The following is a 24,607-nucleotide window of genomic DNA, read 5'->3' on the forward strand; positions in this document are numbered from 1 at the left end:
TATGAAATCGGCAACCCGACTGTCATGACCCGCAGGCGTTAGACTCGTGGCTTTGCGTCCCACCCTTTCGAAGTGGTTTGCCATTTTTCTGATTATTCTCACTCTATTTCTATTTTATTCCAATACATATCATCTGTAAATATATTTTTAAGGACTATTTACCTATTAATATATATGCCGGAACGGAGGGACCGATAAATCGTTCCAGTTAAAAATCTAAACAACAATAAGGAAAATATGATGAAATCGCTAGATTCTCTTCAAGATGGAAAACCATATTCAAATTTAAAACGTTTGAGAGGAATATGTATACAAGAAAAAACCGACCAGGAAAAAATTCTCTCCCGACCGGCTTTCTGCAATCCTTATGAATCTCTTCTATTATTTCCTTACTGCTCCACAGGCACCCGAGATTCCTTTTTCGCATATTCAACCACAGCTTTCCCCAGGGTCTTGGCAGCAACCAGCATTCCTTTTTCACTGATTTTGAACTTAGGATGATGGTGAGGATACGTTTCCTCCCAATCCGGGTCGCCTGCTCCCGTGAAGAAGAACGTTCCTTTTACGTGCTGCAAATAATAAGCGAAATCTTCCCCACCCATTTGCGGAGCAGGTTCATATACATTGTTCACACCTGGGACAGATTCCGCAACCTCTGCGACAAGTTCGGTTTCTTCCTGGTGATTGACGCAGGCAGGATACCCTCTGACAAACTCGAATGTATAATCCGCATTCGCTGAGAGACACGTCCCTTTTACAACACGCTCGATTTCCTTCTCCACTAAACTGCGTACATCTTCATTAAATGTCCTAACGGTTCCAGTTAACTCCACTGAATCGGCAATAACGTTAAATGCATTCTTTGCAACAAAGTTTCCAATGGAGACAACGGCGGATTCAAGCGGATCCACACGGCGTGCAACGACCTGCTGCAGGGTCGTAACCACCTGAGATGCGACCACCACAGAGTCTTTTGTGAGATGCGGCTGAGCCCCATGGCCGCCTTTTCCTTGAATCTTAAGATGGAAGCGATCTGCTGCCGCCATCACCGGGCCAGAACGGAAACCTACTTCTCCAACATGCGCATTGGCCCATAAGTGAGTACCGAAGATGACATCCACCCCTTCAAGACAACCGTCTTCAATCATGGCAATTGCACCGCCCGGCTGGTATTCTTCAGCATGTTGATGGATGAACACGACCGTACCTTCGAGCTCGTCTTTCATGCTGTTAAGCGCTTTGGCCAAAATCAGAAGCCCCGCCGTATGGCCATCATGGCCGCAAGCATGCATCACACCGTCCACTTTTGACTTATGAGGAAGATCGGTTTCTTCCTGGATGGGCAATGCGTCAAAGTCGGCACGCAAAGCGATCGTAGGCCCAGGTTTTCCACCTTTTAGTTTTGCCACAACACCGCGGCCGCCTACTTCTGTGCGAACTTCATGGCCCAGTTGGGTATGATAGTTTGCGATAAATTTAGGCGTTTCCACTTCTTCAAAGGAAAGTTCAGGATGCATATGCAGATGGCGGAAAACATCCACCATTTCATCGTACAAGTAATCGAGCTGCTGATATAGTTTTTCCATTTATAAACACCATCCTATTATGTATTTTAGTGGGACAGAGGCACAGGTTCATTGTCCCTGGGAGACGAAAACTGTCCCCTTGTCCTGCTATACTACTGCTGTTTCTTTTACTTCTTTCGAAAAATAACACTCGCCCTCTTTGAAGACTTTGACGACCTTGCGCAAATTGGAGATGTTCTCTAACGGGTTCCCCTGGATAAGCAGCAGGTCCGCACACTTTCCTACTTCCACTGTTCCTGTTTTGTGGTCGATCTTCATTGCTTCCGAAGCTACTTTTGTTGCGGAACGCAGGACATCCTCATGCTTCATTCCGTTTTTCACCATGAGCTCCAGCTCTGTCACGAAATCACCGTGCCTGTTGAACGGTGTCCCCGCATCCGTCCCGGCCGCAATTTTTACGCCTTTTTTATAAGCTTGATAAAAGCTCTTCTGGTGGTCTTCCATGACACGTTCTGATTTTTGCACCGCATGTTCCGGAATCCCCGCTTCGAGTCCATACTCCACAATGTTGTACGGTGCCGCAAGTGTCGGAACGAGGTAAGTTCCCCGCTCAAGCATCATGTCAATCGCCTCATCGTCCAGGTAAATACCATGTTCTACGGTTGTGATGCCGGCACGGATTGCATTTTTAATTCCTTCCACTCCCTGTGCATGTGCGGCGGTTGTTTTTCCTGCATTTGTTGCCTCTGTACAGGCGCATCGCAGTTCATCTTCACTAAGCTGCGGTGAACTTGGATCGACACCAGGGGTCATAACTCCGCCGGTTGCCATCAGCTTCAGAAGGTCTGCCCCTTTCTTCAACTGGGTACGGGCCGCTTTTCGGACCTCATCAACACCGTCGGCTTCGATTGCCATCGTATGGCCATGGCCGCCTGTCATGACAATCGGTTCACCGGAAGCAACGATTCGGGGCCCTTTGACGACCCCTTTCTCGATTGCATTACGAAGCGCAATATCGACATTGTCTTTTGAGCCCACGTTACGGACCGTTACGACGCCGCTCTCGATTTGCTTTTGAGCATTGCGATAAGCTTTATAGGCATCATCCGCTTCGGTATTACCCAGGCTGTCAAAGAAAGGATCTGCATTTCCGTCCATTGTGAGATGAACGTGACAGTCGATCAAGCCGGGCACACATGTTAATCCTTCTCCATCAAAAACCTGATCTGCATCGGCTTCTTTCGCCCTGTCACCAATGGCGAGGATTGTTTTTTCATTAAATAGAATAGTCGTTTTTATTAAAGTAGAACCTTTCCCATCAAATAGCTCTACGTTTGTTATTTTCGTCTTCATACTCTCCTCCATCTTAAAAAATCTGTATCTGGTACCCAATTCGATAACCTTCGTTTCAGATTCCTAGATTCATTGTCACTGGGACACGGAACCTGTCCCCGTGTCCCTTCCCGTATCCCTTGGCTTTTATAAAGTTCCCATCAGCAGGCTGGCGATGAAAATGGACGCAATCGTAACGGTCGTAAATCCACCGACCAGCATTGGAGATAGAATTTCATTAAAGATATAGTCCTGCTCTTCTTTCGTTTCGCCGACACTTCGGCTGACTTCCTCGCAGACAATGTAATCTCCAGGGAATCCGTACATCGCTGTTAACGCAACCGGAATGCCTTTCGTAACATCCCATTTCATAAGCTTCGCTCCAAGGAACCCTCCAAGGATGATCCCTGCTGCACCAATCAATAGAATGGTGAATACAGCCGGTAGGTTTTGTAAGAACAGTGAAAACGTTACTTGATTCATAGAAGGAATGATAACAAAAATGATACCGACCATCCCTACACCGAAGGAATTTGCCCGCTCCATCATCTTGTCGCGATAGAAGCCGCTCAGCGTTCCAGCCAACCCGATCACCAGCGCCCAAATACTGTAGTGAATTCCTGTATAACTTCCGGCGACGACTGCAACCGAACCTCCCAAGAACAATTGAAATAGTAAAACAGAAGAAGTTGCATAACGATCAGGAATCCAATTTTTCCTCACTGATTTTTCCACTGCCTCTTCCGCTTTGCCAACTGGTCCTTGTTGAACGACAGCTTCACTCGCTGCAGCAACATACAGTTTACTTCCCATCTGCGCTTTCACTTTCTCTGCATAACGGCGCAGGAAGTAAGTCGTCAATGGAAGTCCGATTAAGCTTTGAAGAGAAAGGATAAGGACAGGAATTGTTACGAGAGCTGTTAATCCTAATGCCTGCAATTTTTCAGATGTTACAACAAAAGCAATAATTCCACCGGTAAGCGGTCCTGTTCCTGCAGCCGCTGTATCATAACCGAAGATTGGAGATACAATCAGCAGGATAGATCCGGCAGCAAAGACGATTCCCATGAGGGCGATAACGACTGACTTATACTGCTGTCTGATGATTTTCATAGGGATAAGCGTACCCATATGGACGATCATTGGAGCGATCAACACGGCTCCAACCGTGGCAAATGTCGAGTTCGCAACAAGGTCTTTCGGAATGACCCCAACCCACATTAAGACTAAATAGCCTAACAAAACAACTAACAGCATCGGTACTCTTGCTCTCGTTTTTATGGAGATTACTTCTCCTACTGCAATTAAAGCAAGAATGATCATTGTGGCTACTACCGGTTGATTTAACAATTAAATCCCTTCCCTCCATAGAATGATTAAGTTTTTTTCTCTCTCTATCTTCTTAGACTAGTTCTACTTCTTTCTTCTTTGCGGTCAAACTGTTTTTGTACCGTTTGCCGCCGACATACACCTGTTTAATGTTGGTGGTGTCTAACAGAACAGCGATATCTTCCGCCGGATTGCCATCGACGACAATTAAGTCTGCGAGTTTCCCCTTTTCAATCGTTCCAGTCTCCTCTCCCATGCCGATTGCTTCAGCAGAAATTTTGGTTCCTGAAACGATTGCTTCCATCGGCGTCAGCCCAACATCCTTAACGAGCAATTCAAGTTCTAAAGCGTTTCCCCCATGGTCAACAGGATCACAGCCTGCAAAATCAGTACCAGCAGCAATTTTCACACCGGCTGCATAGGCTTTTTTCATATTCTGGATGTGAAGGTCATAATACGTTTTTGCCTTTTTGAGGCCAAATTCAGGAACGCCATGCTGGGCACCTTCGTCCACGATCCTTTTCACGATGGCTAACGTTGGGACGAGATAAGCCTCATTTTGAAGCATGAGTTCGATTCCTTCCTCATCAATGAGGATGCCGTGTTCAATCGTTTTCACTCCTGCTTTCAGGGCGTTAATGATCCCTTGGGTGCTCTGGGCATGGGAAGCAACGTAAGATCCTACAGCTTTTGCTTCGTACACAATCGCAGCAATCTCTTCAACTGTTAACTGAGGAGAACGCGGGTCATCTTTTTCGGAAAGCACACCTCCGGAAGAACAAATCTTGATAAAATCAGCCCCGGCACGAAACTGTTCACGCGCTGCTTTGCGGCAATCATCCACCCCATCACAGGTGCGGTTGGTATTAAATTCTGGAGGAAGCATATGTATGTCGCCATGTCCGCCTGTCTGCCCCAAGATCTTGTAAGAAGTCTTTATTCTCGGGCCTTCATAGACACCGTCATGAATCAAATTTCTTATGTGGAGCGCGATAGAACTTCCCACATCACGCACCGCGGTAACCCCTGCGTCAATAAGCTTTGGTAAATCTTTTAATGCCCGTCCCATCTGAACTTCTGTCGGTTCAAACGCGGCCAGCATCAGGTTCAAGTCCTTCAACCCGACAAGATGAACATGGGCATCGATCAATCCCGGCATAACCACCTTGCCGTCCAGGTCCACTACCTCAGCACTCTCAGGAACAGGAATTTCATCTACGGGACCAACGGCTGCTATCTTTTCGCCGTCTATCAACACACCTGCATCTTCTAAAACCTCTCCGCCATTTCCATCAATCAACAGACCGCCTTTTAAAAATATCCGCTTCGCCATCCCATCCCTCATTTCTGAAAAATTTAAATTTTTGCAATCTTAACTCATGTCTCAAGATTAGGTCAATAGTTTTTTTAAAATAATAAAATCTCTTAAAAATCGACAAATTTCACTAAATGCGGGACGGAGGGACAGGTTCCTTCCCCTGCTAAAATCCCCAATTGCGAAGACCTGTAAAAAAAGTATACGCAGTTGGACTGATACTTTTTAAAACAGTTATATAACAGGTAAAGGCGGGGGTATAATTCAACTTAATTGAAGAAAATCTAGGAGGATTACTTGCTATATTTTTAGAGATTCCGGCAGCTCTAAAATCTGTGGGAGAGATAATTCCAGCAGTTTACCACCTCTAAAACAGCATCTCAGTTTTCCCTGTCCAACTCGAAACCATACTGCTTCCTATGGTATCCAGGCGTACGTTAACATCCCCTCAATTGGTCATGAACTCTTTTATATCAAGGTAATTCCTATTCACTATCCCAGCACTCCTTTTTCGTTCTGGATTAGGGCGATCTGATGGATACCCTTCATCAGGGGCAGAAGATATTTTTCACTTTCGTTGTTCTAACTTTTAATATTTTCCTAAAAAAGTGGTTGCACCACTGGTATTTTCTCTGTACTAATACACATAACCTAAGCTGTTATTTTTCATGAATCTAAGCGCTTTCTTTCGCCTCTATTACAAACAGCCGGAATATCATATAAGTGAATACGAATAGTGAAAATCTGACTATTCAAGGTCGGTGTTCAGTTAGATTTTTTATATATAAATAATATTTAGTGGAATGGGCAATCTGTTCCCTTGACCCCTATATAGGAGTAATTATTTAAAATGGTCACCTGCTTGGTAGAATTCATTTGCCAAAGGGACGTGTCCCAAAATTCTTTCTGGACGATTTTCTAAGAATGATCAAACTTGGATGAAATCCTTATAATTAGTTTTTTACACGAGCACCGCCCTTCTGTTTTTGTAGTTTCAAACAATTACAAGTACATATTCTATTCTTCTCTTTCATTCTTTATATTCTTATTTTTGTACTCGCTCCGTGCTGTTGTCGTTCACCTATCGTTTCGCAGCTGTTCTCCTTTTTTTGTTGTAGATGATAATGAAGCACCACTATTTATTTAGCTAAAAGAGACTAATAAACACATCCTATTAATAGAAGTATCAGCAAATGGACTGATATTTTTTAAGTGCTTTATTAAAAAAGTATCCTAGTGTGAGGCAAGGAATGAGTGGATGTAAGCCGAGGAGTATTTGACGGTAAAGATGATGTTTCAGTAAGATTTCAATTTCTTTACTTTAATATCGGAGATCTCTCTTTCAGTTCGACAGCTAATATATTCGTTCTCATTCTATACTTTCCAATAAGCCACAATTTCTATGTGGAGCTTATCATTTTCAACGTCCATACTCCCAATGATAATTAACCCCCGACAGCAAGTCTTCATTTCCTATTAACAGTGTCCTTCCTATACGGGGAAGATTCATAGTTTAGCAAGATTCAAATATAAAAATATTTGCGCACTAGAATCTTGTAAACTTTTGTCTCCTTCCAAAAACTTTTAATGAGGGTGTCCTTTTCCTCTCCTCCTCTCTATATAGAGGGTGAAAGGAGGTGAGGCAAATGGCAACGTCAGATTTGAAAAGTATCAAACTGAAAATGGTCTACGATAACGGAGTGGATGAAAACGGCAAACCACAGTACTCTAACAAGACTTACTCCAATATCAACTACTCTTCAACACCAGACGAAATTCTTCAAGCGGCTCAAGCTCTAGCGGGACTAAGCACAAAGCCCCTTATGCTGATCGAGAAGAATGACAGCTACGACATCAACGCGTAAGTAGTGTTGAAGACTGGTAGAAAGGAGGTGAACGAAAATGGCTAAAGCATTGGAACTGCAATTTCTTACCCAGCTTGGAAAAACGGCCCGAATCTCTATTGATTCACCTGTTGAGCCTGTTGATACTGTCCAAGTGAAACAGGTAATGAACACATTGATCGCTACTAATGTCTTCCATAGCAACAGCGGTGCTCTTGTAGCTGCTGAGGGTGCTCGTGTGGTCGAGCGGAATGTCACGGAATACGAAGTCTAATGAATGAAAAGGTGCCCCGTGGCTTTGGCTAAAGGGCTCCTTTTTATTGAGAAAAAGATGGAAAGGAGGTGAGCACTTTGGAACAAGTTTTTTCATTCGTCTCAGAAGTAGGGTTTCCGATTGTCGTGACGATGTATCTGCTTCACAGAATTGAAACGAAGCTTGAAGCTGTCATTGCCTCTATCAGGATGCTGCCGCAGGAGATGAAGGATCAATAAATAAAAAAGCGCTTATTTGACTAGAATCAAATAAGCGCTCTTTTTAAACGTTTTATTTACTATGTAATACTGGTGACTGCTTTAAAGAGTACTGGCTAATCTCGACGCATCCCAAAACCTTAACTGATCACTCATAGAAAAGCACCGAAAAATGAAACATATAACGGTGTCTTGAGATTAATTAATACTATCAATAACCATTAGGAATAATGTATCCTTACTCGAGGCCTAAATATTGAATCATATCATCTGGAACTGCATTCTCTCCACCCAGAACAAATACTCGGTAAGTGTCAAGTGATTGCAGATAATCTTTAATTTCTTCATTTGATTTTGTTGGATGCACTAATAAAAGCTTTGTTCCGTATTTATGCGCTAACGCGGAAGCGACAACCGCATCCGGATAATCTTGTTTTGTTGAAGAAGTAGACTCACCACGAACCAAGATGACTTTCAGTAATGGGCCAGCAAATTGCTCCTCAACAGCAGCAATACTTGTGTCATATCTATTTTTTCCTGCAATCCGATTGACTGTAATCCCTTTAGATTTTAATGCATTGAAAAGGGAATCAGAAATAACAGACGTCCCTCCATAAATATCGACTGACGTAATATTACCTGGTAAATCAATGGGTGCTTTATCTTTCGTAGCTAAATAAATTGGTACTCTTTGAGTAGATGCGTAAGCAGAGGCCGATAGAGCGTCCGCCACTGTGTACCCATTCACAATAATCGCTTTTGTGTTCTGGTCATTGACGGATAAGACGATGTCATTTATCTTACCAGCTGTTTCAAATCGATTAGTCCCAGCAATACGTTCTACGTTATAACCGAGTGTATTTAACTTATTCTCCACCGTAGGATGAATAGCGGATGTACCACCAAGCAAGTAAATATTCTCTGGCTTTAACCTGTTTAATTCATCAAGTACAGCCTGATCGATTTTGGTTGGATAGGTTAATAAAATCGGCGCGTCCTTCGCACCGGATAGGCTGGAAGCAGCTAATGCATCAGCTGGATCATCTGCACGTGCCAAAATGACTGCCTGTTCAGGAGGAAAGGTCAGACCAGTCGGCCATCCTCTCTTTGACACTTCAATTGCCGTATCCAAACGGGACTTACCCGCAAATCGTATGTAGTCTTTCACCGGTTCACCATTAGGACCAACAAGATTGACCGTGAGAACTTCGTGGACATTAGGGGAAAACGGGTTAGAAACCTCAAACTTTTGTCCGCTAAAGTCCACTGGGCCTGAGTAACTACCACTCAACCCAAAATTTCCCGCTCCGTAATATCCATCGATAACAGGTTCACAATAATTAGTAGCAGAGACTCTATTTTCAAAATAAACGTCATCGACGGATATGGTCATTTCACATTCGCCGTATGTAAGATTACTTTCGCTTGCCAACGCTGCGTTTGAAGAACTAAACAAAACGGCTGCAAGCATGACACTAATTAGATTCCTTAATTTCATTTTCATTCCTCCCTTTCTAATTTAACTTCGACACATGCTGTAAAATGTTAACAACTTTTGAAGATTTTTTCACCTTTTTATGAAGAAAACCTGTTAAATCCCTTGACTGATACTTATAAAAAGATAGAAAAATAGTAATTAACTAAACTTAGATTGCACCTAACCACCCTAAAAAAAAACACTAAGCAATTAACCCTCTGGGATAAGCAGGCTTCCAGTCACAGATATAGACCACGCCACATCTATATTCTTTTATTCTTTCATTTGTTCTCCCTCCAGTGTGCATTTGATCATCTACCATTTCACATCAGTTCTTACTTTCTGCTGTATGTGATTTGCAGGCACAATCCATGCGGGGTACACCAGAAAAATAAAGACCTGCATATAATTGAGTTGTTCTAAAAAAAAGAACAATCACCCTTTTTTGAGGAAATGATAAAAGAGTACTTAGTATCTAGTCTCTCTCCCAGAACTTTTTCTTACATGTAGATAGAGTTTATGTAAAAGCCCGTAATATCTCCCTATATATACAGCAGATTCTCTACAACTCAATATCCTTGTGTTCTCTAACAAACTAGCTTTGTAGAACAATAACTTGATATTAAGATATATTAACCGATATAGAAGATATAAATTTCATCACAGGAGCCAGTGAAGACATGACAATTATCTTTAAGTTAATCCAACTTACTACACGTACTATCTTATTTCTAGTTATCATTGGGTTGATCATCTTTAAATCATTACAAGGAGCAATGTATTTTCTGGTAGCCAAACCCGAAGCAGAGGAACTCGCTTATGATGTCGCTTCGTATGTAGAGGCTAATGGGCGTTTCTTCGACGAGAGTTCTCTCCAAAGCTATTTCCATAATTATAAAATGGAACATCTGGATGTGAGAATAAAGTATATCCAGGCAGCGTATGATAAGAGGTTTTCTGTAGATGTAGCAGTCACTGCATATTGGGAGGAACTTGGCCTTTCTTCTAGCGCTAGTGTCCAGATTGACAGTGTGAATTTTGGAGAAACTCCACAAGAGTTGGTATTTGCTATATTTGAAAATCGACCATCCGAAGAAATAACCGAAAACACCAAAACAGAGAAGAGTATGACACAGGAAAACGTCCATGAGCAAACAGACATACAAGAAGTAAACACAACTCAAGCAGATCAACAGAAAGAAAGTAGAGAAACAGCTCCTTCACGTAATGAGATAAGTATAGATACTATCAAAAAGTTCACAGAAGAATATGTGGTTCAGGGAATGCAAGCAATAAAATATAATGATTTCTCCTATATAAAAAATTTACTAGATCCTGAGAGCAATATTTATGAACAAAGCCAGAACTCAATAAAAGATATCAACAGCCGGGGAATCACAGAAGAGTTACTTACCTTCAAGGCTACTGACGTTGTTAAAGAAGATGACTCACATTTTAAAGTTTCAACATATGAAGAATATAAAATAAACAAGCCAGAAAGCTCCTCGATAAAAGGCTTTAATAGTAAATATCTGGTGAGAGTACTTGATGGTTCCCTCCTTGTCATGAAAAGTACATTAGAAATAACCGAAGTGTTTAGCCAGGAAGTTCAGGACACCTATGAAGGTCAGGCAACGGATATTCTCAAAAAAAGGTGTTTCAGTTGTCATGGTAACAGTTTGGAAGGCGGTATGGGCCCCACACTATATAACTTAAAATCTAAATATAGTCATGACGAGGTCGTTGATATTCTTATCAATGGTCAAGGAGCTATGCCAGGAGGCCTGGTTTCCGACGAAGAAGCTGAAAGGGTTGCTGAATACTTAAGGGGGTTATAGGGCTGCAGTAAATTTCCGTTAATATATAATTAAGTCCTTCCTCCTCATCCCCCCTCAGTACCAATCATTTGTGCCTGAAACTTACTACTGGTTATTAAGTTCGTAAAACATAGGATTTTAAAAAGAATTATTAAGTCACCTAGGTATTTAATGACAAAAACAATCCTCTGAGTTGGAAGCTAACAAGCTGCATACCTATAGAGAGTTAATAGGGGGTAACTCACTGTTCGAGAAGTGCGAACTATATTCTAAATAATTTCATTTAGGAGATTTAGCGAGATAAATTCGTTAAATTAAACTCTGTTCCCTAAGTTATCACAATGCTGCAAAAACACATAAAAGTTTGAGACAAAGCACTTACTAACTTATTGCCCTTCTAAACTTATTTTGAGAGCTTTTTGCTAACTATTCAAATGTATTTAACACTATCCATCTAAGAATGCCTTGAAATACTGGGACAACACCTTATGACAAAGTTATAAAAAAACAACCTGCTAGATTGTCGCTTTATCTAAAAACTAACAAAACGATAATCTAGCAGGTTTATTACTTATAAGTAAACGTTAGTGAAGCCTCCGAATTTACTTGCCAAAATTCAAAAAATGGCTTAAGTCCTCCTTCTGGAACTACAAAAACAAAAGACAAGTATGCCTTTTAGTGATTAACACACCTATATCAGGCCTTCGTATTTTGCTCTACATATTGTACTATGGCTACTTGATAGTCTTTCACCTTTGGATCATCTCCGTTGTAGACCTCCTTAATCAAAAGATCCTCCTTTATGCCGGCATAGTTATTATTTGCATAGTATTTGGGTCTATTAAAAGAATCCGTGATATCTTGTTTTTCTGCTATTAAGATGTTCAACTTAACCAAACTTGCTAAGTAATATTCAAAGTTGAATTTCTCTTGTAGGTATCCGTCCTCTTGATTCTCTAAAATATCTTTTATTAAAATATTCAGCCTGTTTCTGGCAATAAGTGCTTCATCCATAATTACTTTCCAGTCTGGTCCCTCATAATTTTTTAAAACCTGCTGAAGAAAATAGGTAGAACGGGCGTCATTGAATTTTATAAACCCTTCCCACATGACATCCTTGTTTCCATTGTCTGCTGCTTTTTTAAAGGATTTTTTTGCTTCTTGCAGGTACAGAGTAAACAGTTCTCTTTCTTCATCTGTTAACAATTTAATTTTCTCTTTTACTTCTAACAATCCTGTTAGAGAAAAGAAGTCAACATCCATTAGTCCATACTTCTTGCGCAGTATTAAATTCGCTTTTTTATTGTAAAATAAACCCAAATAATTATAATAAACAGTTTGAGTTACCGAATTTTTGAGCATTGTCCCTCTAACATCGAGAAGAGTTGATGTGACTAGCTTCTCTGGTGTATGTGTTAGTTTTTGATAATTAATAATGGATTTAATCAATTTTACTGTTTCGTCAATCAGAGTTAAGTTTCCACCACTTATAGATAGAAACCCCTCCTTTTTTTTCTCAATTATGTTCATTAACTTGTTCATCTTTTCTATATTCGAATCCTTGTCTGAATGAAACAAGTAGGGAAAGAATACAATAACGTCAATAAAATACTGAAGATTATTTGCAAATTCAACTGCTGTTTTAGATTCCTTTGTGAATGTTTTTTCTAAGTTGTTAAATATAGCTGCACTAGCTTCTATAGAGTTCTTCTTATTATACTCTCTTAATAAGCTGGTGAATGAAGTCACGTAGTTCTCATTTTCTAGAACATTTCCTTCCATTTTCGTAATAACATTGACACTATCGATGGAGGAATACGTCATCATAGAAATGACGAATGCCCAAAGAGCGACAACTAACCCTAATACGGCTGTAGTTAAGTCTGCAATATCTTTAATTGTTTCAATTTGCGAAATTTTATAGCCCATAAAACCAAAAATCCACAATGTTATTAAAATAACCATTATAAAAAAATACTTATACCTTTTTTTCATCAAAGATTGTCCTCACTTTTTCTTTTTCTTGTACAATTATAAACTATAAAAAAAAAGGGCCTCTCTTGCAAACAGTAAAAATCCCGATACCTTTTCCTTTTAGAGCTAAAAAACCCACGAAACCTACAATAAACCTATATGACACTTATAGTATTAACTGACCATAAAATTTAAATAAAAAACTTAAATTCATTTAGCCTCTAAAACTCGCAGATAAAAATAGTTAATAATAGCCTTTCGTTTGGTGTAAAATGGTTATTGTTGTGATAGATAAAGCCAAATCAGTAGAAAGGGGCAGGATACCTTGAAATTAGCAGATCAATTGATTCGATCTGAACGTTTTGAAGTGGCCTATAATCGTGTGGATGAAGTGCTCCGCAAATGGGTTGATTATTATGATAAACGATTTACAGTACTTGTTAGAGAGGGAGCAAAACATCATCACCTTATAAAACTCTATAAAGATGAATTAGAGCAGTACGGAAGGCTACGAAATGCGATCGTCCATGAGAAAAAAGAATTGGGAACATATATTGCTGAACCTCATCTCGAGGTTGTAGAAAGGCTGGAAAGAATAGCAGCTATCTTCACTCAGCCGAATTACGCACTGACAATAGCTACGAAGAGTGTCGTATGGTTTGATTATGAAGCAAGCATTGTTCCCGTTATAAAAGCAATCAAGGAGCATGGATATTCTCAATACCCAATTTACAATGATAAAACTTTTGCAGGGTTGTTAACGACAGGTGACATCCTAAAATGGATGGCTGATTATACTGTCAATGGCATTTTGGAACTCACAGAAATTAAAGTAATGGATATCCTTTCAGGGGTTGAATCCCATCCTATTGAATTCGCTAAGAAATCCCTCGATATATTTGAAGTGGAAGAGATTTTTGAAAATGCCCATAGGGATAAGACTGACTTAGAGGCTATCATCATTACTGAAAATGGTAGAAAGGATGAAACACCTCTAGGACTGATAACGGCCTGGGATCTGATAGAAATTGATTATACAGCAGATTAATACTGCTTACTAAAAGAAGCAGATGACTCAAATCAGTAAACCCAAGTTTGAAAAGGCTTTGTCCCAATTAAAATTACTGGGGAATTTCTACGAAAAGTAAAATAAAAAACGAGCATACCTAACGGGATTTGCTCGTTTTTTATCCTTTCAAACTTAACTTGGTTTTTTAAAATGCTTGCAAAGGTTCACACTTCCCAAATAAGTCTATTATTTAGACCAAATAAATAATGCGATACTACCTCAATAACCAATTAAAAAAAGCAACCAAAAGACCAATTTCCATCATTTGCTTTATGTCATTCTTCGTTATTTCTTTTCCATTCGTCCTCTGAAAATAAACATCTTCATATTCCGTTATCTCAAAAGAGGAGTTTTCATTTGCTACTCGTGAAAGTTATTTATAAAGTTTAATGACACAATCTATTAAATCTGAATCCTCCCTGGTAAGTGCTAAAAGTGTTAAAACTATTAAAGCAAATATACTCACTCTTTATCTACGCATTAAATTAGTTTAGACATTAAATTTTTGACACAAATGTCAGGACTCTTCCCCCTCTTGTTTAATTTTGAATTCCTATTCGAATATTTAAGTACATCCCTTATTATAAAGAGAATCTCTTATAACATTTAATCCTTAGAGCTAGCTTATCAAAATTTAATTTTACTACTTAATTTGTTTAGGAAAAGTGGTGTAATTACTGATTGGATAATACCCTTTTCTTGTTCTTGCATAAAATACCCCGAATAGAATAATACCGACTCCTAATATTTTCATAAATATGTTACCTAAAAAGCCGACATCATCAATGTTTAGTCCAATCAAGAGAAAACCTATAAAAATAGAGAGATAACGTAAGTAGACTTAATATTGCAGTCCTAATAACATAGTCTTCATACCATAACTAGATAGTGGATAGTGAGTTACATTATAACCCCTTAAACTAAAAAAGCATCACGTAGAAGCGATGCTTTTCAAAAGCAAAAATTATCTAGCTAACTCAAGTCCTAGTTTAGTTAACACCGGTGTTGAAACAGCAGCCTCTCCTCCCAGTACATATGCTTTCAAGTTCTTACCCAGCAGATAATTTTTTATTTCTGTAATATCTCGTGTCGGATGAACTAACATAATTTCGGCATTCAACTGTTTGGCTAAACCTGAAGCTGCTACAGCATCGGGATAGTCTTGTTTAATTGCAGATGTAGATTCACCACGGACTAAAATAATATTTGAATCGGTATTATGTAAATTCTGGGCGCCCGCAATACTCGTCGTGTATCGGTTGCTCCCTGCAATACGATTTACAGATAGCCCTTGTGACTTTAATTGTGTGACAAGAGTTTCCGGAACTACAGCCTTTCCTCCATAAACATCTACTCTTGTAACAGAGGCAGGTAAACTTACTCGCAATTGTTCTTTATAAGATAAGTAGATAGGAATCCCGTTAATAGCAGCATCAGCAGAAGCAGACAGAGCATCAGCAACACTGTACCCGTTGGCAATGATCGCCCTTGTATTAGTGGATGTTCCGGCAACCTCATTGATTCGAGCAGCTGTCTCAAATCGAGTAGCATCGGCAACACGCTCTACTGAGTAACCGCGGTTAACTAAATCACTTTCCACTTCCGGTTGGATAGCACTGTGCCCACCAAGCAAATAAATTTTCTGTGCGTTTAACCGATTAAGCTCATTAAGCACAGATTGATTAACCCTGGTGGAATAGGTTAATAGAATGGGAGCATCTTTTACTCCGGATAGACTTGAAGCAGCCAATGCATCGGCTGGGTTCTTTGTTTGAAAAAAAACAGGGTATGGTGACCCAATGAATGAAGCCATACCAGCTTTTGTATCATTTGAACAAGGTTGTAACCATTTTGGTCAAAGAGTTAAAAAGTAAAGGACCATAGCTGTTGCCGAGCCTCCCGTTTCCCTTAGAAGCAGGTAGGATGTTTGTTATATACCTGCGGGCGAGGTGATATTGTGGTAAGTAACCACTCTACTATTTATTGTGATTGTAATTCTGTTTATTATTGTTTGCTCTTACGATGCAAGAGACATGGTGATATATAAGGCTATGAAACGTGCTAAAGCAGGTTTGGAACTGGAAGGTGGAGACAGAATTTTATGGGAGAAATGGATGTAGCTCGCTTTAACGAATTGGTTATGAGAATTGTTCGCAGAGATACCTGAGAATCAAGAAATTAAACCCAAAGAAGAGAGGGGATAAAACAAAACGAACATACATGCTTTCGGGGGTCGGTACCATTCCAAATAGAGTATGTTCGCTTTTTATTTTATCTTACATTTTCCCTTCTACCTATCCTCTTTCTGATCTTTTTTATATTTAAATTCTTCTGTTTGATACTTTCCGCTACATTTCTGCTTTCTATCCCCTCTTCTAAAACAGAGGCCAGTTTACTAGCCGGTTTCATAACTATTTAAATTTCTTATCCAGTAAATATTTTGTAATCCAATAAAACATAATAGCAAAAGCAATTAAGTAGACGGGATGTTTAAAGAATTTAACAAAATCGTTATTCATGCCAAAAAATCCCGTGACCAGCGTAAACGGCAAAAAGATTAACGTAATCATTTGAATTTTATTGTTAAGCCGTTCGCTTTGATCACGTTTTCGTTTTTCCTCAATTTCCCCCTGTTTTTGTTCAGCCATTTCAGTTAGTGCCGATAGAGACGCTAACTCCCCATCCAAATCCTCAAATAATTCCTTAATTCTTAATTGAGCCCGAATACATTCATAGAGCTCAGCATGATGAGTGTTGTTTGAAACTGCGGTATAAGAGGACCGAAGCTTAAACCGGATGACTTTGTTCCGTAGGTTGGAAATAATCTCATTTTGCTTTACTAAATCGCCCTCTACCTTGGATAACTTATAAGGAAGGTGAGCAGCTTCCTTTGACATGTAGAGGATCGCGTACTTTTGATGCAAGGCGAGTATATAAAGGTAGAGATATGATCCCTTCAAAATCGGAAAATATTGGCCCCGAAAAAAAGCCTCAGTATCTTCATCTTCCGTTTTGGTCACGATATTGGCAACTCCTTCTAGAGAAACACCCCAGAAACTATTACCAAATAAAGATAGGAGGGACGGATTATTAGCAAAGTCACTTTCATAGGTACTTGGTTTATAAGTTGATTTAAACGATCGTCGCAATTGAAACAAATAGGAAGGGATTGAAAGATCATTTGAATCGGAATTTAAACGGGCTGCCGTAAAAATAAGTGCCTGGCTTGTGTTATTTCTCTCCCCTTCAAAGTATGTATCAACACTAAATGGTTCTAAAAGTTGAGAGGCTATTTCTTGTAGTGAAACCTTTTGTTCCACTCGTTCCTCTTTTGAAATTCGCTTCTCAAAAAAAAGAGAATATTCCTTGGAAGCTACTTTCTTCAAGTAATAGTTTATTTTTATCATGTCATCTATTTTTACATCAGGAGGATAACCTACTTCAAATAACAAAAATCCAATTTGGGTTTCAAAAAGATATAATTCTATCGATTCTATAGAGAATTGATAGAAAATCTTGTTACCGTTTTTATCCTTCTTGTTGGTTTCACAAGTAATCTTTTGTGTGTGTTTATTTGGAAGGTTCACCTGGTTTCTTACTTTCTGAGTAAAAACAAACCGTTTCCCTATTTGCTCATGATACTTATCTTGACTTGAAACTAATCGTTCAACATGTTGAAATAACTGTCGCGAACTAGGATCCTGCGGGTCAATTAAATGTTCATTACACATTTTTACAAATCCGGGGTTTTGATGTAAATAATGATAGGAACATCGGTAAGCAAAGGGAAGAACTATATATGTCTTATGATTTAATACCTCAGTGGACTCTGCTATCTTTAATACCCCCTTTGGACTATCCTTTATTTCTTAAGCCAGTCGTCGTATTTCTTGGTTTAGAACCTTAAGGCATTCTTTTATATCTGTAGGGCTTTTCAATTTATCTATTAATTTTGCATAAAATTGATGGTCTCTTATGTTATCATCCTGGTTTTGTATATACTCTGCCAGATTCCATATTTGCGGGTCATTTGTATATGCAAATGCAACAACACCAGGCAGTTTATCGTTTCTTGCCAATAGAACACTCGGTATAATTGGTTCTCCGCTCTTTCTATTCTGTTTCAATTGGTCACCAGGCAGGTAATACTGCAATGACTTCAGGAACTGGATAGAGATTTCGTTAATCACAGATGAATCGACATAAAAATACAACTGGTTCTTATTAAAATCATAAGGTAACTCATCTGCCGACAATGACCAGTCCCTTTCAATCCATCGTTCAACTTTTCGAGGGTAGGCTTTCCTGTTCTTGACCTCATCTAATAAGCGAGCCTCAATATCCTTATATAAAGCAAATAAATTGGTGAACCGCTCGTCCTTGATGACAATGAGTTCATTTCGTAAGGTCTCCTTCAATTTCATTGCATCTGACTCAGAAATGGCTACAGGTTTCCAGAAATAAGTTGTTTTTCGTATTTCCTGCTGATACCTTCTGCATTTTATGATCAAAAATGGGTGTTTAAAGCCCGATAATTTCATAAGAAAGCCCAATCCATATTGTATTTCTTTTGATAAAATTTTCTCAACGGACTCAACGTTAACATGAAACACTTTTTGTTTTTTGCGGCGGTACATGAAGATATCTTCTTTTAAGACATCCAATACTTTTGTATCAAGTACCGGGTCCGGTACTGCATGTGTAATATAACTATTAGTTTCTTCAACATCCTCCATCCACCGTTCGGATTGATACATTTCCTTAGAGAAAATGGTTCCATGTATCAGATCCACCTGGACTTTTTGCTGAATTGGATATTTGACATACTTGACCTCATCCTTTATTGATTTTATTCCCAGCTCTGTTAGTTGTCCATCTATTAAATGTCCATATCCCTCTAAAATACGCAATAACTTCATCACATAGTTCTGGGGAAGTCCCATAACATTTGATAATTCTTCAGGTTGTGCGATCCCGGAATACATCAACTCCAATAATGAATGTTCGATGGTTTCAAACTCTTCCGTACATGACTCTATCAACTCTAGTTCCATCTTACCGATGGGATAATACAGACAAGAAAACATCTCTAATTCTCCATAGGCCATAAATTCGGGGTAGGCTTTGTAGAACTCGTTTAATGCTTTCTGGGTATATTGAAAGGTTGAATTTTTATATTTATTATCCAAGTTCCTACACCCTCTCTATTTGCTTTTCATTTGATTCATTCAGTGTACAGAGAAATTGGTTCGACTGTACCTTATGGCCGTTTCCTTGTTCAGCATGACGCAACATAAGCTGGGTAAAAGCTGCAAACTCCCTTTCGTCCACATCTCCATCTTTAAAATTACAGCTTGAGAGGAAGTCCATATCCCCTATGAAGATCAATTGTTCCTGGCATCTGGAAAGGGCCACATTTAACCTTCTTAACTCTTTAAGGAATCCTATTCTTGGCTGATCTACCGGCTTCAGGTTGCTCCGTGTGCAACTGTAGATAATGACCGGCCGCTCCTGTCCTTGAAAACTATCAAGAGAAGCTACCATTTGAGCGATTTCCTTTTTCGTCAGCTCGGGTATTTCTTTTGCAACCAAATCTCGCATGTATTGAACCTGTTTGCCATAAGGGGTGATGATGCCGATATCCTCACAAGAAAAGCATGGTGCTTGATCATCTTCTTGGTTCGCGGATTCCTTAAGGATTCGTTTCAACAATTGAACAACAACCCGTGCTTCATACTCATTGTAATATCCTTGACCGGGTACTCTTGTTTCCAATCGATGGTATTCCTTTGAGGTGTCTATGATGGCAAATGGCTTATTAAATAGGTGAGGCAATGGGGACACGACGTTCTGTTTTCCGATAAATGTCTTATACTCCCCTTCATAGAACCATTCCGAGAGTAGATTTGCTATTTCCCCCGGCATTCGATATTGGGTATCCAGCAAGATCTTATTCTCTTTTGGAAAGCGATCATATAAATATTCAAAAAAGCTTTTTGATTGGAAACTGGTATCTACGCCGATTTCCTCAACACGCTCAATGACCTCCTGGTCCTCGATCGGCGGAATTTGTTTATGGTCCCCTAACATAATGAATTTAGGTGACCGGCTCATAGGAACAATGGCATCTTGAATTTTAATCTGCCCTGCCTCATCTATAATTGTGACATCAAATTCAACATCCTGGAATCGCTGATTACTATTGATTCCAATACAAGTTGCTCCTACTAAATCAACAGATTCGAGCAGAATCTTTGATAAAGCATAGTTTTTCTTGTCTTGCAGATAACCTGTCCATCTTGTTAATGATCGCTGCATAACAGCCAGCTTTTCCATACGTTCTTCCACGAGCTCCAATACCCTATTCAGATCTTTTACATTCGTTGTAAAGTCATCGGTCTCAGTTATTTCAGGAAGTGTAAGAGGTGTTAATGGGACTGAAGGGACCTTATATAGACTATTCCTGGATTCATTCCAAGCCCTCTCAGTAGATATCTTGAAGTCTTTTTGGTCGATGAATTCCTCCTCGGAAAGAAGATGATCGATTTCTTTAACTTTACTTTCGTACTTCCAAATAACTCCTGCCTCTTCGTTCGTAAGATTCTCCCACTTTTTATATAATTGCTTTATTCGAAGCTGGTTCCATTTTTTTTGCGGCCACTTTACCCAGGCCTGTAATCCTTGTACTTGATCGAAGCCCGCCACATGCTGACTCTTTTCTTCTATATCCACTTGTGTTTGTTTAACTTGTGCAGAAACCTTCAGGTAGTCTTCATAAAGAGATACCACAGGGTTAACAAGATTTTGAATGGTTCCAAATCTATTCGTAAGAAATCGGTTCACTTCTTTAAGGGACACGGCCAGCTCATTGAGGTGCGTCAACCGCTCCCTATACTCCGATAAAACCTTATCTGATTCTACAATATAATTATGAAAATCCGTTGTAGACTTGGTAATTCGCTGCTGAAGCTCATAGGATCTGTTTTCAAACATAAGGTGCTGCACATTCGCCTGAATCTTATCTTCCTTTCCTACACGAATGGTATCAATCGTCTTTTCTTTTGAAAGACGTTCTAGTACATTATCAACTGCTTTATTATTTTGTGATGAAATGAGGACACGCTTATTTTCCTGTTCAACGAAATACTTGACCCATTGCAATATGACGGTCGTCTTTCCTGTACCCGGAGGACCAAGCACCAGCATGCCATCCCGAACATTAACCCCACGGAAAATAGCCTCTTTTTGACTGTCATTAGGCGGATATTTTTGCTGATTCAGCCTTTCATCCAGAGGACTGAGATCCTGCTTTTCAAAGCCTGCTGATTTATTTCTCCCAATGAGAGGATCAAAATAGGTTGCAAGTCCATCTAACTCTCTTAATTCCTCAATGACTCCTTCTCTGACATTACGCTGAACGGAGTTATACTCCAGCTTGATGATCCCGGTAAGAGGAAGCTCATGAATACTGAACACCTCATCGAACAAAATGGTGATCTTAAGCTCTTCAGCTTCTTCCTCGTTATCATCACCCGTATCAATAATGGCCCCGGCTACTACTTTTTCATCCAGCAGATCCACTTCAACACGAGTGCCTTTTTTGTATAACTGCTGATCATAATCAAACGCTGTAAACACATAGGAAACTCTCTCTTCACGCGCAGCATTTGAATTGGCTTCAAATTTAAAATAGCTGATCATAGGTCCAGATTGTGCATTTGACCTCTGGATTTCATCCTCGGCAATTACATAATTCTCTGCAATATCAAGCAGTTCTTCCAATTCATCGCTTAAAGTTTCTTCCTGCTCATCTTCCTCAGGGCCATCAGGAATCAAACCATCTTCCAGCCCTTCCACGTGGGCTCTTATCTCAGAAACATGCTTTTTAAATATGGCTGACTGAATATATAGATCATTTGAGGTGCCGCCCCAAACTTCAACACTGTCTGTCATCCTGTTTATATAACTAATGGAAATCCCTTCACTTGTATAGATCTTTAAGGATTTCTTCAAGTACTTATTCTGCTCACGAATGTTTTTCTCAAATAGGTCAATGATCAGAAGTTGGCCGTCTGATTTCAGACTGCAAAGCAGAACTCCCCTAATGGTCAAGATGGTCAGCAAATGACAGCCTTCTTCATGTTTATCTTTATATTTAGCCCTCCTGATCAGTAACACTTGTTGTTTCGAAAGATTTGTCAAGAAAGCATCTGCAGGAATTCCATATTGTTCACAGCGGGAAAAGAACTTATCAGTACAAGCCATAGGGATGGTACAGCTTATCTCAATCGTTTCGCTCTCTTCATAAAAGTAAATATCACGATTTTCCATCTAGTAAGTCCTCCAATGCTCCAATATCTTTTTTCTCGGACTTTAATAGTTTTGGAACTTCTTTTCCTTCTATCTTTTCAAAAAGGGGTTGCAAATCCAGAAACTGTTCATCTAAGGAATCAAATTGAATCTTCTCTTTATCTTCCATGCTTCTTCCCTCCTCGTAGTACTGAAATTAATTCTCCTTTTAGTTCATAGGCGTCACGGTATCGTTCCTCAGGGTTATATTTCATGCACTTTTTAATGATTTCATTAAGCTTGTCCGGAATCTCTCCATTAATCTCTTTAGGGTTCACAAAGTCTTCCCAAGCTTGCCCTTCATATGGAATATTGTAATGATTTCCGACTTGCGGAGTCTCTCCTGTTCCCAGCTCATAGAGCAGTACACCCAATGAAAATAGATCAGTTCGGTCGCTGCCGATTCTTTCTACATAGCTGCCTTGTTCCGGTGCCTGGTAATATTCCGTTCCCTCTCCTTTGAATGGAACTCTTGCCGTCAAATTATAGTCAATTAGATAGACATCTCTACCTTTAACCAATATATTTTCCGGTTTTAAATCTCTGTGCTGAATACGCTTTTTGTGCAGGGGAATGAGAATATCACATAATTGAATCATAATCTGGATATGCTGGCGAAGCTGTTTATGTACTTTTATATAGTCTCTTAACGTTTTTCCGCCTTCAATATATTGCATCACCATGTAGAAAAATTCACTATCCTGATCATAATATGTGTGGTATACCGCAGGAATATTTGTGGTCATGGAGCTAACCTGATAAATCATATTCGCTTCACTTTTTGTGGCGTTCAGGTGTTTTCTTTCTGTCTTTACTCGTTTAATTCCGACCCTGCGTTTTTCTGTCTCGTCGAACGCTTCGAAAAAAGCAGAGGTATTGTCATCTTTCTGGTAGATTGTCTTTAGAAACCGATACTGGTGCGTCTTGGTAAACTGAAGATCATGCATATTGCATCTTTTCCTTTCCGATCGTTTCGATTACTGTTTCTACAGAAGGCCGCCTTTGAGGATTTGGATTAATAAGATCTTTGGTCATTCTCTGCATCTCTTCTGATAATCCCTCTTTTTTCAGATGTTTGATCTGTGCAATAGGGACTTTCAATGATTTAGCAGCAAATACATAGAGGATGAGCACCCCAAAGGAATATAGATCATAAGTATGCCAATCCTGTTGTGTGTTTCTTGTAGATTTAATATCTGGAGCACTATACACATCATCCACACTTAAAACACGGGATACAACCGTTGCCCCGGATGGATCATAAAGTTTTGCAAATTCAAAATTACCAATTTTAGAAACATATTTTCCGTTATAGTCTTTATGAATAAAGATGCTTTCAGGTCTTAAAAAACGGTGGAAAATAGGGTCCTCTCCGATATGCAATTGTTTTATTCCCTCTGCAATACCTAAAAGTATTTCCAAACGTTCCAGATTACTTAACTCTCCGACATTAATATCGAGCAGTGTCTTTGTATTTTTATTCACTTTATAACATGTATAAAAATAGTCATTTTCCTCTTCGACAACTACAGGATGGTAATTAACAATATTCATTGGTGAAGGCTCGGCCATCCACCTCCTCTTTATCGCTAACATGTCCCTTATTTTAAAATGTTCCCCTTTATCAAAATTATCCTTTCGGAATTCGCGAATTATACAGGTCATAGACAAATTCGTTTGAGAGTCCGTTATAGTTCCATACCATTTGTTCTCACAAGCTTCATTTGGATTTAACTTAATAGTATCGGCAGGCTGCACATCGAGAATAGGCAGTGAATCTCTATTAAACTCTTTTTGAGGCAGTGAAAGATTGTGTTTTCCAGCATATCTCTCCAGTACATAAAACAAATACTTCAAATTATATACAGCTTTATCAACTGTAGCTCTTTTCCTGGTCTCACCGCTCTCAGACCGGAACTGAACATGAGCTTCACCATTACCGAAGTCCTTTATTGCATGTAAAAGTCCTCTATCTTTTTTATTGATTAGACCGTTTTGAAAAACCAGCTCTATCATTTGTGCTACAGGAGGTGCTTTTTGTTCTGTTGGTATCAGCTTATGTTGACGGCATAGTAAAGTAACAAAATACTCCACACATTTCCTC

At 39.4% G+C, this 24,607-nt stretch carries 18 protein-coding genes and 1 riboswitch; of the genes, 5 read left to right on the plus strand and 13 right to left on the minus strand.

Annotated elements, in window-relative coordinates; genetic code table 11:
- Positions 1-6 precede the first annotated feature (6 nt).
- A riboswitch (cyclic di-GMP riboswitch) is annotated at positions 7-92 on the minus strand.
- A gap of 297 nt (positions 93-389) precedes the next feature.
- The 4 genes from V1502_RS18740 to V1502_RS18755 all read right to left on the minus strand — a co-directional run bounded on the left by V1502_RS18740 (position 390) and on the right by V1502_RS18755 (position 5,520).
- Positions 390-1,586, minus strand: a complete 1,197-nt coding sequence (locus V1502_RS18740; RefSeq protein WP_409252107.1) for a M20 family metallopeptidase — start codon at positions 1,584-1,586, stop codon at positions 390-392.
- Between the two features lie 87 nt (positions 1,587-1,673).
- Entirely contained in the window at positions 1,674-2,879 is a 1,206-nt protein-coding gene (locus tag V1502_RS18745) for an amidohydrolase family protein (protein ID WP_409252108.1), read from the minus strand.
- A gap of 126 nt (positions 2,880-3,005) precedes the next feature.
- Positions 3,006-4,208: a hypothetical protein gene (locus tag V1502_RS18750; RefSeq protein ID WP_409252109.1), complete on the minus strand. Its 1,203-nt coding sequence runs from the start codon at positions 4,206-4,208 to the stop codon at positions 3,006-3,008.
- 52 nt (positions 4,209-4,260) lie between these two features.
- Positions 4,261-5,520 (minus strand): amidohydrolase family protein, encoded by a 1,260-nt coding sequence (locus tag V1502_RS18755; protein WP_409252110.1) that lies wholly within the window; start codon positions 5,518-5,520, stop codon positions 4,261-4,263.
- Between the two features lie 1,628 nt (positions 5,521-7,148).
- On the opposite strand from V1502_RS18755, the gene V1502_RS18760 reads away from it, so the two are divergent.
- From V1502_RS18760 to V1502_RS18770, 3 genes are all read left to right on the plus strand, one after another.
- Complete coding sequence (locus V1502_RS18760; RefSeq protein ID WP_409252111.1) at positions 7,149-7,367, plus strand: DUF1659 domain-containing protein; 219 nt, start codon at positions 7,149-7,151, stop codon at positions 7,365-7,367.
- 37 nt (positions 7,368-7,404) lie between these two features.
- Positions 7,405-7,620: a DUF2922 domain-containing protein gene (locus V1502_RS18765; RefSeq protein WP_409252112.1), complete on the plus strand. Its 216-nt coding sequence runs from the start codon at positions 7,405-7,407 to the stop codon at positions 7,618-7,620.
- Positions 7,621-7,697: 77 nt separating this feature from the next.
- The gene (locus V1502_RS18770; protein ID WP_409252113.1) at positions 7,698-7,838 is read left to right on the plus strand and encodes a YvrJ family protein; all 141 of its coding nucleotides are present in this window, start codon (positions 7,698-7,700) and stop codon (positions 7,836-7,838) included.
- A gap of 217 nt (positions 7,839-8,055) precedes the next feature.
- On the opposite strand, the gene V1502_RS18775 is transcribed toward V1502_RS18770, so the two are convergent.
- The gene (locus V1502_RS18775; protein ID WP_409252114.1) at positions 8,056-9,315 is read right to left on the minus strand and encodes a cell wall-binding repeat-containing protein; all 1,260 of its coding nucleotides are present in this window, start codon (positions 9,313-9,315) and stop codon (positions 8,056-8,058) included.
- A 659-nt stretch (positions 9,316-9,974) separates the two neighbouring features.
- On the opposite strand from V1502_RS18775, the gene V1502_RS18780 reads away from it, so the two are divergent.
- A complete protein-coding gene (locus V1502_RS18780) occupies positions 9,975-11,132 on the plus strand; it encodes a c-type cytochrome (protein ID WP_409252115.1) in 1,158 nt (385 codons plus the stop codon).
- Between the two features lie 675 nt (positions 11,133-11,807).
- Here V1502_RS18780 and V1502_RS18785 read toward each other — a convergent pair.
- Positions 11,808-13,106: a hypothetical protein gene (locus tag V1502_RS18785; protein WP_409252116.1), complete on the minus strand. Its 1,299-nt coding sequence runs from the start codon at positions 13,104-13,106 to the stop codon at positions 11,808-11,810.
- Between the two features lie 304 nt (positions 13,107-13,410).
- On the opposite strand from V1502_RS18785, the gene V1502_RS18790 reads away from it, so the two are divergent.
- Complete coding sequence (locus V1502_RS18790; protein ID WP_409252117.1) at positions 13,411-14,133, plus strand: CBS domain-containing protein; 723 nt, start codon at positions 13,411-13,413, stop codon at positions 14,131-14,133.
- A gap of 985 nt (positions 14,134-15,118) precedes the next feature.
- On the opposite strand, the gene V1502_RS18795 is transcribed toward V1502_RS18790, so the two are convergent.
- The 7 genes from V1502_RS18795 to V1502_RS18825 all read right to left on the minus strand — a co-directional run bounded on the left by V1502_RS18795 (position 15,119) and on the right by V1502_RS18825 (position 24,597).
- Positions 15,119-15,967 carry a cell wall-binding repeat-containing protein gene (locus tag V1502_RS18795; RefSeq protein WP_409252118.1) on the minus strand — a complete coding sequence of 283 codons (849 nt, stop codon included), beginning with the start codon at positions 15,965-15,967 and terminating at the stop codon, positions 15,119-15,121.
- Between the two features lie 598 nt (positions 15,968-16,565).
- The gene (locus tag V1502_RS18800) at positions 16,566-17,885 is read right to left on the minus strand and encodes a CorA family divalent cation transporter (RefSeq protein WP_409252119.1); all 1,320 of its coding nucleotides are present in this window, start codon (positions 17,883-17,885) and stop codon (positions 16,566-16,568) included.
- 138 nt (positions 17,886-18,023) lie between these two features.
- The gene (locus V1502_RS18805) at positions 18,024-19,343 is read right to left on the minus strand and encodes a hypothetical protein (RefSeq protein WP_409252120.1); all 1,320 of its coding nucleotides are present in this window, start codon (positions 19,341-19,343) and stop codon (positions 18,024-18,026) included.
- A 4-nt stretch (positions 19,344-19,347) separates the two neighbouring features.
- The gene (locus V1502_RS18810) at positions 19,348-22,485 is read right to left on the minus strand and encodes a DEAD/DEAH box helicase (protein ID WP_409252121.1); all 3,138 of its coding nucleotides are present in this window, start codon (positions 22,483-22,485) and stop codon (positions 19,348-19,350) included.
- Positions 22,472-22,633: a hypothetical protein gene (locus V1502_RS18815; protein ID WP_409252122.1), complete on the minus strand. Its 162-nt coding sequence runs from the start codon at positions 22,631-22,633 to the stop codon at positions 22,472-22,474. Before V1502_RS18815 ends, V1502_RS18810 begins: the two co-directional genes overlap by 14 nt.
- On the minus strand, positions 22,623-23,450 hold the full coding sequence (locus V1502_RS18820; protein ID WP_409252123.1) for a serine/threonine-protein kinase: 828 nt from the start codon (positions 23,448-23,450) through the stop codon (positions 22,623-22,625). The genes V1502_RS18815 and V1502_RS18820 overlap by 11 nt, the downstream gene beginning before the upstream one ends.
- Positions 23,443-24,597, minus strand: coding sequence for a protein kinase domain-containing protein (locus tag V1502_RS18825; protein ID WP_409252124.1), 1,155 nt, complete (start codon positions 24,595-24,597; stop codon positions 23,443-23,445). Before V1502_RS18825 ends, V1502_RS18820 begins: the two co-directional genes overlap by 8 nt.
- Positions 24,598-24,607 lie beyond the last annotated feature (10 nt).

Source organism: Rossellomorea sedimentorum (genome assembly GCF_046237645.1).
Taxonomy (GTDB): Bacteria; Bacillota; Bacilli; order Bacillales; family Bacillaceae_B; genus Rossellomorea; species Rossellomorea sedimentorum.

Coding starts and splice junctions, on each gene's coding strand:
- V1502_RS18740 (WP_409252107.1), bottom strand. CDS start 1,586: ATGGAAAAACTATATCAGCAGCTCGATTACTTGTACGATGAAATGGTG.
- V1502_RS18745 (WP_409252108.1), bottom strand. CDS start 2,879: ATGAAGACGAAAATAACAAACGTAGAGCTATTTGATGGGAAAGGTTCT.
- V1502_RS18755 (WP_409252110.1), bottom strand. CDS start 5,520: ATGGCGAAGCGGATATTTTTAAAAGGCGGTCTGTTGATTGATGGAAAT.
- V1502_RS18760 (WP_409252111.1), top strand. CDS start 7,149: ATGGCAACGTCAGATTTGAAAAGTATCAAACTGAAAATGGTCTACGAT.
- V1502_RS18765 (WP_409252112.1), top strand. CDS start 7,405: ATGGCTAAAGCATTGGAACTGCAATTTCTTACCCAGCTTGGAAAAACG.
- V1502_RS18775 (WP_409252114.1), bottom strand. CDS start 9,315: ATGAAATTAAGGAATCTAATTAGTGTCATGCTTGCAGCCGTTTTGTTT.
- V1502_RS18780 (WP_409252115.1), top strand. CDS start 9,975: ATGACAATTATCTTTAAGTTAATCCAACTTACTACACGTACTATCTTA.
- V1502_RS18785 (WP_409252116.1), bottom strand. CDS start 13,106: ATGAAAAAAAGGTATAAGTATTTTTTTATAATGGTTATTTTAATAACA.
- V1502_RS18795 (WP_409252118.1), bottom strand. CDS start 15,967: ATGGCTTCATTCATTGGGTCACCATACCCTGTTTTTTTTCAAACAAAG.
- V1502_RS18800 (WP_409252119.1), bottom strand. CDS start 17,885: ATGTGTAATGAACATTTAATTGACCCGCAGGATCCTAGTTCGCGACAG.
- V1502_RS18810 (WP_409252121.1), bottom strand. CDS start 22,485: ATGGAAAATCGTGATATTTACTTTTATGAAGAGAGCGAAACGATTGAG.
- V1502_RS18815 (WP_409252122.1), bottom strand. CDS start 22,633: ATGGAAGATAAAGAGAAGATTCAATTTGATTCCTTAGATGAACAGTTT.
- V1502_RS18820 (WP_409252123.1), bottom strand. CDS start 23,450: ATGCATGATCTTCAGTTTACCAAGACGCACCAGTATCGGTTTCTAAAG.